The organism is Paraburkholderia panacisoli (assembly GCF_008369935.1).
GTDB classification, from domain to species: Bacteria; Pseudomonadota; Gammaproteobacteria; order Burkholderiales; family Burkholderiaceae; genus Paraburkholderia; species Paraburkholderia panacisoli.
This window is the reverse complement of record NZ_VTUZ01000007.1, coordinates 57889-70793: the sequence shown is the minus strand read 5'-3', so window position 1 is coordinate 70793 and position 12905 is coordinate 57889. Positions and strand designations below refer to the sequence as shown.

Annotated in this window: 13 protein-coding genes; 4 read left to right on the top strand and 9 right to left on the bottom strand. The window is 66.3% G+C overall.

The features are described 5' to 3' along the window. Positions 1-4 precede the first annotated feature (4 nt). On the bottom strand, positions 5-253 hold the full coding sequence (locus FVF58_RS12605) for a hypothetical protein (RefSeq protein ID WP_149670233.1): 249 nt from the start codon (positions 251-253) through the stop codon (positions 5-7). Between the two features lie 115 nt (positions 254-368). Between FVF58_RS12605 and FVF58_RS12600 the strand changes: the two genes are divergently transcribed. Further along, entirely contained in the window at positions 369-806 is a 438-nt protein-coding gene (locus FVF58_RS12600) for a PGDYG domain-containing protein (RefSeq protein WP_149670232.1), read from the top strand. 6 nt (positions 807-812) lie between these two features. On the opposite strand, the gene FVF58_RS12595 is transcribed toward FVF58_RS12600, so the two are convergent. The 8 genes from FVF58_RS12595 to FVF58_RS12560 all read right to left on the bottom strand — a co-directional run bounded on the left by FVF58_RS12595 (position 813) and on the right by FVF58_RS12560 (position 8847). Then, positions 813-1178 (bottom strand): DUF3022 domain-containing protein, encoded by a 366-nt coding sequence (locus tag FVF58_RS12595; protein ID WP_149670231.1) that lies wholly within the window; start codon positions 1176-1178, stop codon positions 813-815. A gap of 86 nt (positions 1179-1264) precedes the next feature. Next, positions 1265-2083: a YhfC family intramembrane metalloprotease gene (locus tag FVF58_RS12590; protein ID WP_149670230.1), complete on the bottom strand. Its 819-nt coding sequence runs from the start codon at positions 2081-2083 to the stop codon at positions 1265-1267. Positions 2084-2143: 60 nt separating this feature from the next. Then, the gene (locus tag FVF58_RS12585; RefSeq protein WP_149670229.1) at positions 2144-3238 is read right to left on the bottom strand and encodes a LacI family DNA-binding transcriptional regulator; all 1095 of its coding nucleotides are present in this window, start codon (positions 3236-3238) and stop codon (positions 2144-2146) included. 47 nt (positions 3239-3285) lie between these two features. Further along, positions 3286-4251: a 2-hydroxyacid dehydrogenase gene (locus FVF58_RS12580; protein WP_149670228.1), complete on the bottom strand. Its 966-nt coding sequence runs from the start codon at positions 4249-4251 to the stop codon at positions 3286-3288. Positions 4252-4255: 4 nt separating this feature from the next. Then, positions 4256-5539 carry an MFS transporter gene (locus tag FVF58_RS12575; RefSeq protein ID WP_149670227.1) on the bottom strand — a complete coding sequence of 428 codons (1284 nt, stop codon included), beginning with the start codon at positions 5537-5539 and terminating at the stop codon, positions 4256-4258. Positions 5540-5764: 225 nt separating this feature from the next. Next, the gene (locus FVF58_RS12570) at positions 5765-6760 is read right to left on the bottom strand and encodes a sugar kinase (RefSeq protein ID WP_149670226.1); all 996 of its coding nucleotides are present in this window, start codon (positions 6758-6760) and stop codon (positions 5765-5767) included. A gap of 259 nt (positions 6761-7019) precedes the next feature. Then, complete coding sequence (locus FVF58_RS12565; protein ID WP_149670225.1) at positions 7020-7793, bottom strand: sugar phosphate isomerase/epimerase family protein; 774 nt, start codon at positions 7791-7793, stop codon at positions 7020-7022. Between the two features lie 163 nt (positions 7794-7956). Beyond that, complete coding sequence (locus tag FVF58_RS12560; protein ID WP_149670224.1) at positions 7957-8847, bottom strand: LysR family transcriptional regulator; 891 nt, start codon at positions 8845-8847, stop codon at positions 7957-7959. A gap of 118 nt (positions 8848-8965) precedes the next feature. Here FVF58_RS12560 and FVF58_RS12555 point away from each other — a divergent pair, with 118 nt between their 5' ends. The 3 genes from FVF58_RS12555 to FVF58_RS12545 all read left to right on the top strand — a co-directional run bounded on the left by FVF58_RS12555 (position 8966) and on the right by FVF58_RS12545 (position 12801). Beyond that, positions 8966-10060, top strand: coding sequence for a YeiH family protein (locus FVF58_RS12555; RefSeq protein ID WP_149670223.1), 1095 nt, complete (start codon positions 8966-8968; stop codon positions 10058-10060). Between the two features lie 157 nt (positions 10061-10217). Beyond that, positions 10218-10955 carry a glutathione S-transferase gene (locus FVF58_RS12550; RefSeq protein ID WP_149670222.1) on the top strand — a complete coding sequence of 246 codons (738 nt, stop codon included), beginning with the start codon at positions 10218-10220 and terminating at the stop codon, positions 10953-10955. A gap of 112 nt (positions 10956-11067) precedes the next feature. Continuing rightward, entirely contained in the window at positions 11068-12801 is a 1734-nt protein-coding gene (locus FVF58_RS12545) for a ClcB-like voltage-gated chloride channel protein (RefSeq protein ID WP_149670221.1), read from the top strand. Positions 12802-12905: the final 104 nt, after the last annotated feature.

Here is a 12905-nt window from a genome sequence, read left to right as displayed (position 1 = left end):
GCGACTATGAAGCCTTAAGAAGTAAGTTGCCCTGCGCGTAGCGCGGTTTTTCGCGCTGCGCGTCGCCGGATTCTTTTGCGATGGGCGGCGGCATCAGAGCACATGCGACGAGCGTCGAGCGCCACTCGGCGAAATTCGCTCGTATTACGCGGCTTCTTTTGTCGGCGCACCTGCCCGCTCGAAACAGGCGACTCATGCCGCCTATCGCAAAAGAAACCAAAAGAAAGTAAAACAAACCGGCCGCCAGATGCATCTGGCATGATGCGGGTACGCGGCTTCAGCGCATCACGGCCCACAGCTCGGCCGTGACACCAGCCCGAAGCGCCGCTGTCCATATTTCCACGCTCACCCGCCCCACCTCCCGCTTCATGACCGAACTCAAAAACATCGATCTGCGCCATGACGTCCATGCGCAACGCGTCGTCAAAGACGAAACGGTAAGCGTCGAATTTGCCGCCGTCGAAGGCGAACTGATGAGCCTCGAAGGCCCGAACCGCTATCTGCACGGCGATGCGCTGATTACCGGATCGACGGGCGACCGCTGGGTCGTGTCGCGCGAGCGCTTCGACGCCAAGTACGTTCCCGCCGACACCACGCTCGCGCACGGCGAACCGGGCGCGTATCGCAACCGCCCCGCCGTCGTGCTTGCCAGACAGATGAACGAAGCGTTCTCGCTCGCGCGTTCCGCGGACGGCGGCGACGTGCTGCGCGGCGCCGCCGGCGACTGGATCATGCAGTACGCCCCCGGCGACTACGGCGTGGTCCAGGCCGCGCGCTTCGCGAAGGTCTACCGGCGCGAGGACTGAGCCGTCTCAGGCGAACTCGTCGCCCAACTCCACGATGACGTCGCGCGGCACCGGCTCGCCGTTCGCATACTGCTCTTCGAGCGAGCCGAGGCTCGCTTCGACATACGCGCGCAACACCGCGAAACTGCGGCCGCGCAGCCGTGCCGGCAACGCGCGGTAACGCGCCAGCGACGCCGGCGCGATCGCCACGGTCATCACGATACGACGCGCGGTCGCGCCGAAACGCATCGCCACCCAGTGAATCGCCAGCGTCGGCGTGCCGTCTTCGGCCGCGCACTGGATGAAGTGTGTCTGCTCGGGAAACAGATCGCTGATCACGCGCGCCAGCTCCTCGAACTCGGGGTTGGCGCAGTCGTATTGGTAAGCTTCCATGGGGTCTGCCGGAAGATATTCTGAAGGTGGGCCGGAATAGGCAGGCGGATTTTAGGCAAAGACCGGGGCTTTAGCGAGACATGGCATCACGCGGCCGCCTCACGACGTCTGAAGGTCCGCATCAGCAGGCCCGCGACGATCACCGCGCCCAGCGCATACACGGCATCCACCGCCGCAAGCGGCACGAGCTGCGCCTGGAACAATGCGGCGGGCACGTCGACGAGCGCATGCAACACGATCGCGACCGGCAGGATGCCGCGCCAGCCTGCTCGCACGCCGCGCCACATCAACACCGACAGGCCGATCTGAAACACCAGCGCGGCGACTCGTTCGAGCGCGAAAATGCCGGCCGTCTGCGGCGTCAGGCTGGCGAGAATCAGGTGAATGCGCATCAGCGAATCGGGCGGCAGATTGCTCAGATAGCCGTCGAGCTGGCCGCGGTTTTCGAACACCGCGAACAGCAGCCATTGAACCTGCACCAGCACGCCGACCATCCACGCTTCCGCGCCGCCGTGACCGAGGCCGTAGGTCAGCGCGGTGCCGTCGTCGACGCGCGCCGCGCTGGCGGCGGCCGCGGACTTCGCCGCAGCGCGCCTGAGCAGCAGCCGCATGCCGATGAACCGCCCCACTTCCTCGCACACGCCCGCAACCAGCGCGCCATAGACGACAAACGCGAGCGGATTCGACAGGAACGTGGCGGTCGCCTCGTTCCGATGCAGCACGTAGTCGTTCAGCGCGCGCTCGATCACCATCGCGAACAGCGCGAACACGGCGATGCCGGCGATCGCGTCGCGCGGCTGCAGTGCGAGCGGCCGGCGCAGACGCCGGTAGATCAGAAACGGTAAAGCGGCGACGAACAACGTCGCGAGGGCGAGGCTCGAGAGGGTAAGCGGTGCAACAACCATGAGTTTCCTTGCGATGACCGGCGCGCACCCGCTGCGCGTCGCAGCCCGAATGATCGCAGATCAGCGCGAAGTTGACGCGCGAACGATCAGTTCGCCCGGCAAAAGACAGTCGCGCGCGGTGCTTTGCACGCCTTCGATGCGCTCGTGCAGGAACTCGACCGCGCGATAGCCGATCTCGTAGGTCGGCTGACGGATCGTCGTGATGCCGGCCAGTTCGGCCCAGTCGGGGTCGTCGATGGAGAGGAGCGCGACGCGCGTCTGCCAGCCGGCGCCGTAACGTCCTTTCAGATGTAGCGCGAGACGCAGCGCGACGGGGGCGTTGGCCGCGAACAATGCGACGCGTGCTGTTGTGCCTGAGGTATCCGCGTTGCCTTGGTTGCCTGCCTTGCCCATCACGCGATCGCCACCGCCCGCCTCGATCGCGCGATCCAGTTCAGCAAGGCTGCGCTCGACCGCGGCCGTGTCCGCGAGATCCAGCACCAGCGTATGCGCGCGCGCAGCGTTCTGGGCCTGCATCGCGTCACGAAACGCCAGCTCGCGCAGTTGCCGCGAACTGACCTGCTCGAACGGCTGAACGACGAACCAGATGTCGTCGAATCCCTGATCCAGCAGATGGCGCGTGCCGAGTTCGGCGGCGGCCCGGTTGTCGAGGCCCACCATGTCGGCGCTCAGGCCGTCCACCAGACGGTCGACCAGCACCGCCGGAATTCCGCCGCCGCCGACCGGCCGCAGCGTTTCCTCGCGCACGCCGAGCGCGTTGACGATCACGCCTTCCACGCGATACGTCGTCAGCAGTTGCAGATAGCGCCGCTCCATCTCCACTTCATTGGCCGCATGGCAGATCAGCGGCATCAGCCCGAGTGCGTGGCACGCCGCTTCCACACCTTGCAGCACTTCGACCGTGTACGGGTTCGTCAGATCGGCGAGCAGCATGCCGATCAGACGGTTGCGGCCGCGCTTGAGGCCGCGCGCCATCTGGTTCGGCTGATAGTCGAGCCGGGCGATCGCGGCTTCGATGCGCGCGCGCAATTCCGGCGACAGCACGTTCATCTCGCCGTTCAGATAGCGCGAGATGCTGGTCTTGCCGGTGCCGGCTTCGCGCGCGACATCGGTGATCGTCGCGCGGCGCGGTGCGGTTTGCGGCGGCGTGGTCATGGGCTATTGCCGCGTGGGGACGCCTCAGTCGGTTTGCTCATGCCCGCTCACTTCGCCAGCACTTCGCGATTGACGATGTTGGTCGTCAACTTGCCGTCGAGCGCGGCGATCAGATTCTCCGCCGCATTGCGCGCCATCGCGTGACGCGTCTCGTGGGTCGCCGAGCCGATATGCGGCAGCGCGACCACGTTCGCGAGCTTCAGCAGCGGCGAGTCGGCCGGCAACGGTTCGGTGTCGAACACGTCGAGCCCCGCGCCGTGGATCGTGCCGTTTTGCAGCGCCTCGATCAGCGCCTGTTCGTCGACGGTCGCGCCGCGCGACGCATTGATCAGGATCGCGCTCTTCTTCATCGATCTCAGTTCCGCCGCGCCGATCATATGCTTCGTCTCGGGCGTGAGCGGCACTTGCAGACAGACGAAGTCGGCGCTCGCGAGCAATTCCGGCAACTCGACGCGCCGCGCGCCATACGCCTGCTCCGCATGCGGATTCGCGCTGCGGTTGGTGTACAGCACCTGCATGTTGAAGCCGAGCGCCGCGCGCCGCGCGACCGCGCCGCCGATCCGCCCCAGCCCGACGATGCCGAGCGTCTTGCCTTGTACGTCGACGCCGAACTCAGCTGGTCCGATGCTGGTGCGCCACTGTCCCGCTTTGACCCATTCGGCGAGTTCGACCACCCGGCGCGCCGACGCGAGGATCAGCGAAAACACGGTGTCGGCGGTGGATTCGGTCAGCACGTCCGGCGTGTGCGCGAGCACGATGCCGCGGCGCGTGAGATCGGCGACATCGAACTGGTCGAAGCCCACCGAGATGGTCGACAGCGCCTTCAGGCGGCTCGCGCCTTCGAGCATGGCCGGCGTGATCTGCGCGCTCGCGCCGATGCCGCCGTCGGCATCGCGCAACGCGGCGACGAACGCGTCGTGCCGCTCGGGATCGACCTGCACCACTTCCGCATGCTGTTGCAGATACGCGAGCACATCTTCGGGCAGCGACTTCCAGGCGACGATCTTCTTCATCAGCTTATTTTCCTTGCAACGGGGTGGCGAGCGCGGGCGCCTGGGTGAGCGGCTGCGGCTTGACGATCAGCGTCAGGATCACCGCGGCGATCAGCGCCACGCTCATGAATGCATACGAGGCCGAGGGCGAACCGGTCGCGCCGTTCAGATAGCCGACCACGTACGAGCCGACGAACGAACCGAGCGCGCCCATGCTGTTGATCAGCGCCATCGCGCCGCCCGCGACGTTCTTCGGCAGCAGCTCCGGCACGATCGCGAAGAACGGCCCATAAGGCGCGTACATCGCGCCGCCCGCGATCACCAGCAATGCATACGAGAGCCAGAAATGCGTGGAGCCGAGCGCATACGACGCCGCGAACGCCACCGCGCCGACCAGCAGGAACGGCCACACGAACACTTTACGGCGATTGAGTTTATCCGATGCCCACGAAGCTGCAAGCATCGCGATGGTCGCGGCCAGATATGGCAGCGCCGACAGCCAGCCGGTTTCGACCATGCCGAGCGACGAGCCGTTCTTGAGGATCGACGGCAGCCACAGCACGAAACCGTACACGCCGATGCTCCAGCAGAAATACTGCGCACACAGCTTGATCACCGCGGGCGTGCGAAACGCTTCGCTGTAATTGCGCATCGGCTTGATCGCGGCCTGCTCCGCGCGCAGTGTTTCGGCGAGATCGTCCTTTTGCTGCTGGGTGAGCCATGAGACCTGCTGCGGCTTGTCCTGCACGATGAACCACCAGCACACGGCCCAGATGATCGCGGGCGCGCCCTCGGCGATGAACATCTGCCGCCAGCCGAACGAATGCACCAGATAGCCCGACACCACCGACATCCACAGCACCGTCACCGGATTGCCGAGAATCAGGAAGGTGTTGGCGCGCGAGCGCTCGCGCTTCGTGAACCAGTTGCTGATGAAGATCAGCATCGCGGGCATCACGGCGGCTTCGACGACGCCGAGCACGAAGCGGATCACCATCAGCGACGGAATATTGCTGACCATGCCCGTGAGCGCCGCGCAGCCGCCCCACAGGATCAGGCTCCAGAACACGAGTTTCTTCACGCTGCGGCGTTCCGCGTAGATCGCGCCGGGAATCTGGAAGAAGAAATAGCCGAGGAAGAACAGCGCGCCGATCAGCGACGACAGGCCCTTGCTGATGCCGAGATCCTGGTTGATGCCGGCGGCCGATGCGAAGCCGAAGTTCGCGCGATCCAGATAAGCGAGGCTGTATGTGATGAATACGATCGGCATGATCGTCCACCAGCGGCGAATCGCAAGCGATGAAGTCATGAGTGTCTCCTTTGTCGACCCGAGTTAGCGCTTTAGCGCTTACTCGGGTCCCATGCAACTGGATGCGGTCGACCCGAGTTGGCGCTTCAGCGCCTACTCCGGTCCCATGCAAGATAGTGGCTGACGGCTTCCCGAACCAATGATGGACAGTGAGGGGGCGCTGTCGGGCGCTCTTGCTGTTATCGGGGCGGCCTGGGTGAAAGCGGACGACGGCTGGCCGTGCATTCAGGCCGCAGATGCGATCGGTGCTGCGGTGGCGTTTGCATCGGCCAGTTCGAGCGCGTCGAGCTCGGCGCGGTGCGGCAGGCCTTCCGAATCACCGATCACCTGGATCGCCAGCGCGCCGATGCGGTTGCCGCGCGCCACCGCTTGCGGCAACGGCTTGCCTTCGAGCAGCGCACTGATCACGCCGACTGCGAAACCGTCGCCCGCGCCGACCGTGTCCACGACGTTCGCGACCGGCTTGGCGGCGATCACGCCCGAGGCGTCAGCGGTGCGAAAGTAGGCGCCGTGCGCGCCGAGCTTGACGATCACGCCGCGCGCGCCGTGCTCCAGATAGAAACCGGCGATGTCCTGCGGCTCCGTGTAGCCAGTCAGGATCTCGCCCTCGCCGATGCCGGGCAGCACCCAGTCGGCCAGCGCGGCGAGTGCGTTCAGTCCCTCGACCATCGCGGCGCGCGACGGCCACAGCGTCGGGCGCAGATTGGGGTCGAACGAAATCGTCTTGCCGGCCGCGCGCATTTCCCGCGCGAGATGGAACGCGAGTTCGCGCGAGCTTGCCGAGATCGCAGGCGCGACGCCGGTCAGATGCAGGTGCCGCGCCGGCAGCACGTAGTTCGCCGCGTAGTCGGCCAGCGACAGGTGACTCGCCGCCGAGCCCTTGCGGAAATATTCGACCGCCGGGTCGCTGCCGTCGTCGTTTTTCGACTTGAGCTGGAAGCCAGTGGGATAGCGTTCGTCGGTGCTGACGCAGCGCTGATCGATGCCCTCTTTCGTCAACGTGTCGCGCACGTACTGGCCGAACGAATCGTTGCCGACGCGGCTCATCCAGCCCACCTTGAAACCGAGCCGGGACAAACCGATCGCCACGTTCAGATCCGCGCCGGCGACGCGCTTCGTGAATTGCCCGACGCCGGCCAGCGGGCCGGTTTCAGCGGCGACGAACATGGCCATCGCTTCGCCGTAGGTGATGACATCGAGTGCTGCGCCTGGGTTGTTCATGCTTGCTCCTGCGTGTTGCATTTGCTGCGGGTTGTGCGTTTTGCCGCGGGTTTCGGTGCGTGGGTTTGTGGGTGCGTGGCCGGGCGTTCACGGTGCGTTGGCGGTTGCTATGCGTCTGCGCTTGCCATGCGTTTGCCACGCGCTTTTTGCGGTCCGTTCGCCAGACGTTTTGCCGGGCGTCGTTCCGTTCGTGTCGCCGCAAGCCTCGCGCCGCCCACCGTTCCAGATACTGCTCTTTCGCTCAGGTTCCAGCCGCCGTTCACACCGCGGCCAGCCATTTGACATAGTGCGTCGCGTCCGCCTCGACACGGCTCGCATCGAACGGAAATTCGATGCCGCGCGGCACATCGCGCGGCAAGCGGTCGAGCACCGCGATGAAGCGTGCATCGTCGGCGGCCGGCGCGGCGGGAAAGCGCCGCGCGCCCTCGCCCACGGTCGTCTTGCAATGGATGTATTCGACGTGCGGCGCGAGCTGTGCGGCGGCGTCGAGCGGCGCGACGTCGCGCCATGCCCAGTTGCCGATGTCGAAGGTCATGCCGAGCACGTGCGCGTGCTCTTCGCGCGCCAGCGCGCCGAACAGCCCGACGAACTGCGCGAGCGAGCCGCCTTCGGCCAATTGCCCGTTTTCCACGACCAGCCGCACATTCGAACCCTGCATCTGCCCAGCAATCGCCGCGCCGGCTGCGTCGTGCACGAACCCGCCGAGTTGCAGCTTGACGAACCGCGCCCCGAGCGCGCTCGCTTCGACGAGCGAGAGACGCAGCGCGGCGGCGTCGAGTCGGCCGTCGGCCGTGTACAGCGCCGCGGGCGTCGAAAACACTGACCACAAGCCCAGATCGGCAATCGCGCCGCCGAGCGCACGCAGGTGCTGCGGCGCGGCGTCGGCCTCGTCGGCGAACAGCTCGCGGCGCACCTCGAAGCCCGCGGCGCCGGCACGCCGGCACGCCTCTGCGCACTTCAGATGACCCTGCGCGCGGACCGCATCCATGCCGAATGCGCTTGCGACGATCACGATGTCAATCACATCAGCCATGTCGAATCTACTCAGTTCTGTGCCGTTGTCGATGCTTGGAACCGGTTCCAAACCCGCTTCGAAAAAAAGCGCCGAGGCGCTTGCGATGCCCGAATAGTGCGCCGAGATCCGCCGCCCGCACCATAGAGGAAATCCCCAGGCGCGCCGGGCACGGCTGCGCCGCTCAGACGCCATCGGCGAGACAGAGCGCGAGAAACCGCTCGACCACGCGCGACGGCGCACTCGCGAAGGGGACGAGAATCGACAGACGGCGCGTCAGCGGCTCCGGACCCAGCGACAGCCGGCATAGCGCACCGTCTTCATGGCGCATCGACATGCCGGACACGAAGCCGACGCCCATGCCGGCCCGTACCGCTTCCTTCACCCCTTCGACGCCGGCAATCTCCAGCGCCACGCGCATCGGCACGCCCGCCCGCGCGAACGCGCGCTCGACGATCTGCCGCACCGCCGAGCCCGCCTCGCGCAACACCAGCCGATGCGCGGCGAACGCCGCCAGATCCGCGCGCCCGCCCTCGCCCGCCTGCGCCAATGGATGCGAACGCGGCACGATCGCGACGATCTCGTCCTCGCGCCATGCGTGCACGGCGGTGTCCGGCGGCAGATCGGCGCCGACCGGCCCCTCGATCATCGCGATGTCCACCGAGCCGAGCGCCTCGACGATTTCCGTGGTGTTGCCGTTGGCGGTATGCACGGTCACGTCCGGATAACGACGATGAAATTCGGCGATCAGGTACGGCAGCAGGTAGCTCGCCGGTGTGGTGCTCGCGCCGATCCGCAAGGTGCCCTGCTCGAGACCGCGCAGCGCGTCGCGATAGGCATGCGCCTGGCGCCAGGTGTCGCGCAGCCGCGCCGCATAGCTCGCCAGTTGCTCGCCGGCCGGCGTCAGGCGCACGCCGCGCCCGTCGCGCTGATAGAGCGGCTCGCCGAACTCGTCCTGCAATTGCCGCAACTGCCCGGACACCGCCGGCTGCGACAGATGCAGCGCCACGGCCGCGCGGCTGATATTGCGATGCTCGGCGACGGCGGCAAACGTTATAAGCTGATCGGGGGTCATGGCAATATAAATATCAGTTAAGCCGATACTTTACATCCTAAATGATGATTTTTCATATCCTTATATCTATTTTAGGATTAGCCCCATTGAATCCAGTCAGTCAACGAGGCACCACGCCATGTCCACCACACCGGCTCACCTTGCCGCCATCACACCCGCCGAGTCGTCCACGCGCGGGCAACTGAACGGCATTCTCTTCGTCGCGCTGTTCGCCGCGGCCGTGACCCGCATCGCGTCGATCCCGGCGATCGCCGGTCTGGGCTTGAGCCCGCTGATCGTCGGCATCGTCGCCGGGGCCATTTACGGCAACGCGCTGCGTGACGGCATGCCCGCGAGCTGGGCGGCGGGCGTCAATTTTTCGGCGCGCAAGCTGCTACGCATCGCCGTCGCCTTCTTCGGCTTGCGCGTGAGCCTGCAGGAAATCGCTCAGGTCGGCCTGCCGGGCCTCGCGGAATCGGTGCTGATCGTGGTGAGCACGCTCGTCATCGGCACGTGGGCCGGCATGAAGATCATGAAGCTCGACCGTGACACGGCGCTGTTGACCGCCGCCGGCAGCGCGATCTGCGGCGCGGCCGCGGTGCTCGCGTTCGAATCCACGCTGCAATCGAAGCCGCACAAGAGCGCGATGGCCGTGGGCAGCGTGGTGCTGTTCGGCACGCTGTCGATGTTCCTCTACCCGGTGCTGTTCAACGCGGGCTGGCTGCATCTCGACACGGTCGGCGCTGGCCTGTTCTTCGGCGGCACGATTCACGAGGTGGCGCAGGTGGTCGGCGCGGCCAGCAACGTGAGCCCGGAAGCGACGCACATCGCCACCATCGTCAAGATGACCCGCGTGATGCTGCTGGTGCCGGTGCTGCTGGTGGTCGGCATGTGGGTGAACCGCTCCGCGCGCAGCGCGGCGGCAGCGGCCTCGCGGGACGGCGCCCACGGCAGCGCCCCGCGCAAGCTGGCGATTCCCTGGTTCGCGGTCGGCTTCCTCGCGTTCGTCGTGATCAACTCGCTGAACGTGCTGCCGGAAGCCGCGACCAGCACGCTCAACACGCTCGACACCTTCGCGCTGACCATGGCCATGACCGCGCTCGGCATCGAAACGCGCATTTCGCAGATCCGCCAGGCCGGCCCACGCGCGCTGACCACCGGCCTGATCCTGTACGTGTGGCTGATTGCCGGTGGACTGGGCATCACATGGGCTGTCCAGCACCTGCTCGGCTAAGCCGACCGCGCTTTCGAACCCACCCCGCCGCGCGCGGGGTTTTGCGCATTCTGAAGAAGCATCCGGCGTGCGCGCACGGCATACTGGTTGATGGCGTCACCTGCTCCTGCAACCCGCTCATGCCACACGCATGGGCGACCGGAATGAGGATCGATCGATGAGCCTGGAACTTTACTACTGGGACGGCCTTCAGGGCCGCGGCGAATTCGTGCGGCTCGCGCTGGAGGAAGCCGGCGCCGACTACGTGGAAGTGGCGCGCGGCACGTCGTCGGAAGGCCTCGGCACCGGCGCGATGATGACCGTGATGAAAAACCGCGACGAACCGTATCCGCCGTTCGCGCCGCCGTTTCTGAAAGACGGCGATCTGGTGATCTCGCAGACCGCCAACATCCTGTTCTACCTGGGGCCGCGGCTGAATCTCGCGCCGTCGGTCGAAGGCCTGCGCTACGTCGCCAACGGTCTGCAGCTGACCGTCGCCGACGTCGTCACGGAAGCGCATGACACGCATCATCCGCTCGCCAGCGCCCTTTACTACGAAGATCAGAAAGACGCCGCGAAGGTGCGCGCACACGACTTCATCGACAACCGGATTCCGAAATTCATGTCGTACTTCGAGCGCGTGCTGAAGCAGAATCCTGCCGGCGACAGCTTCATGGTCGGCGACTCGCTCACCTACGTCGACCTGTCGATGTTCCAGCTGATCGACGGCCTGCTGTACGCGTTCCCGCGTGCGCTCAAGCGCTTCGGCGAACACTATCCGCGGCTCGCCGCATTGCACGACGCGGTGATCGAGCGGTCGAACATCGCCGCGTATCTGCAGTCCGAGCGGCGCATCGAACATAACGAGGCCTGCATCTTCCGGCACTACCCGGAACTCGACAAGGCGGCGACTTGAACCGCGCCGTCGTCCATCGCTCATCCACAGCCGCGCGCCCGCCGTCCGTAGCGGGCGCGCTGCTGTTGTGGCGCGCGTCCTTTAACCCACCCTCACGCCCCGTACCACCGATGTGCTTTCATTCCTGCTGAAGCTGCGCACCCGCGCCCAACACCTGTTCCGTCTGTCCGAAGCCCACACGATGCTGGTCTGGTCGGTGGTGGTCGGCATCGCCGGCGCGTTCGCGACCATCGCCTTTCGCGAGGCGATCGCGTTGCTGCAACTGGCGGTGGCCGGCCGGTCCGGCAGCTTCGTCGAGATGGCGCGCAGCTTGCCGTGGACCGTGCGCATCTGGCTGCCCGCGGCCGGCGGCCTGATCGCCGGCTTCTTCCTGCTGATCGCGCAGCGCCACGCCGACAAAGCCAATCACGTCGACTACATGGAAGCGGTCGCGATCGGCGACGGCGTGGTGCCCGTGCGGCTGAGTCTGTGGCGCAGCGTGTCGTCGCTGTTCACGATCGCGAGCGGCGGCTCGATCGGCCGCGAAGGACCGATGGTGCAACTGGCCGCGCTGGGCGCGTCGCTGATCGGCCGCTGGGTGCATTTCGATCCGTCGCGTCTGCGACTGCTGGTCGCCTGCGGCGCGGCGGCCGGGATCACGTCCGCGTACAGCGCGCCGATCGCAGGCGCGTTCTTCGTCACCGAGATCGTGCTCGGCTCAATCGCGATGGAAAGCTTCGGGCCGGTGGTGGTGTCGGCGGTGGTCGCCAACATCACGATGCGCGAATTCGCCGGCTACAAACCGCCGTACGAGATGCCGGTGTTTCCCGCGGTGACCGGCGTCGAGGTACTGCTGTTCGTCGCGCTCGGCGCGCTGTGCGGCGCGGCGGCGCCGCAGTTTCTGCGGCTGCTCGACGCGTCGAAGGCGGCCTTTCGCAAGCTGCCGGTGCCGCTGCCCGTGCGGCTCGCGCTCGGCGGCTTCGTGGTCGGCATCATCTCCATCTGGACCCCCGAGGTGTGGGGCAACGGCTATAGCGTCGTCAACTCGATCCTGCATTCGCCGTGGACGTGGACCGCGCTCGTCCTCGTGCTGGTGTTCAAGCTCGCGGCGACCGCGGCCACGGCGGGTTCCGGCGCGGTCGGCGGGGTTTTCACGCCGACCCTGTTCGTCGGCGCCGCGGTCGGCTCGCTGTTCGGCCAGGGCATGCACGCGCTGTGGCCGCATGCGACTTCGGCGCCCTACGCGTATGCGATGGTCGGCATGGGCGCGTTTCTCGCCGGCGCAACCCAGGCGCCGCTGATGGCGATCCTGATGATCTTCGAGATGACGCTCAGCTACCAGGTCGTGCTGCCGCTGATGCTGTCGTGTGTGGTTGCGTATTTCATCTCGCGCGCGATCGGCAAGACCTCGATGTATGAGATCACGTTGCGGCGCAATCGCGAGGAACAGGAGCGCACGCGCCTGCGCGCCACGCAGATGCGTGAGCTGATCCGGCCCGCCGAAACCGTCGTGCTGCCCAACGCGAGCGTGCAGGAGATGACGCGCGTGTTCCTCGAATATCCGGTGAAGTATCTGTACGTCGCCAACCAGTCCGGCGCGTTTCTCGGCGTGGTCGCGCTCAAGGACATCACGTCCGATCTGCTCGACAATCGCGACACGGCGGCGAAAACGGCGGCGGACTATTTGCAGCCGCACTTCGACGTGCTCACGCCGGATATGTCGCTCGGCGTCGCGTTGCAGCACTTCCTCGCGTTCCAGGGGGAGCGTCTGCCGGTAGTGGAAAGCGCCGCGCATCCGAAGCTGGCGGGCGTGGTCTACAAGACCTCGCTGCTCGATGCGTATTTCCGCATGAATCCGACTCACTAGGCGGCCGCGCCCCGCGAACCTGGCGGCGCCGTGCAAAGCGCCGCAGATTTTCTACAATGGGGAGACCGCTGCAGCGCAAGCACAAGGCGCCGGCAGCGCGCGTT

Coding starts and splice junctions, on each gene's coding strand:
- FVF58_RS12605 (WP_149670233.1), bottom strand. CDS start 253: ATGCATCTGGCGGCCGGTTTGTTTTACTTTCTTTTGGTTTCTTTTGCG.
- FVF58_RS12600 (WP_149670232.1), top strand. CDS start 369: ATGACCGAACTCAAAAACATCGATCTGCGCCATGACGTCCATGCGCAA.
- FVF58_RS12595 (WP_149670231.1), bottom strand. CDS start 1,178: ATGGAAGCTTACCAATACGACTGCGCCAACCCCGAGTTCGAGGAGCTG.
- FVF58_RS12590 (WP_149670230.1), bottom strand. CDS start 2,083: ATGGTTGTTGCACCGCTTACCCTCTCGAGCCTCGCCCTCGCGACGTTG.
- FVF58_RS12585 (WP_149670229.1), bottom strand. CDS start 3,238: ATGACCACGCCGCCGCAAACCGCACCGCGCCGCGCGACGATCACCGAT.
- FVF58_RS12580 (WP_149670228.1), bottom strand. CDS start 4,251: ATGAAGAAGATCGTCGCCTGGAAGTCGCTGCCCGAAGATGTGCTCGCG.
- FVF58_RS12575 (WP_149670227.1), bottom strand. CDS start 5,539: ATGACTTCATCGCTTGCGATTCGCCGCTGGTGGACGATCATGCCGATC.
- FVF58_RS12570 (WP_149670226.1), bottom strand. CDS start 6,760: ATGAACAACCCAGGCGCAGCACTCGATGTCATCACCTACGGCGAAGCG.
- FVF58_RS12565 (WP_149670225.1), bottom strand. CDS start 7,793: ATGGCTGATGTGATTGACATCGTGATCGTCGCAAGCGCATTCGGCATG.
- FVF58_RS12560 (WP_149670224.1), bottom strand. CDS start 8,847: ATGACCCCCGATCAGCTTATAACGTTTGCCGCCGTCGCCGAGCATCGC.
- FVF58_RS12555 (WP_149670223.1), top strand. CDS start 8,966: ATGTCCACCACACCGGCTCACCTTGCCGCCATCACACCCGCCGAGTCG.
- FVF58_RS12550 (WP_149670222.1), top strand. CDS start 10,218: ATGAGCCTGGAACTTTACTACTGGGACGGCCTTCAGGGCCGCGGCGAA.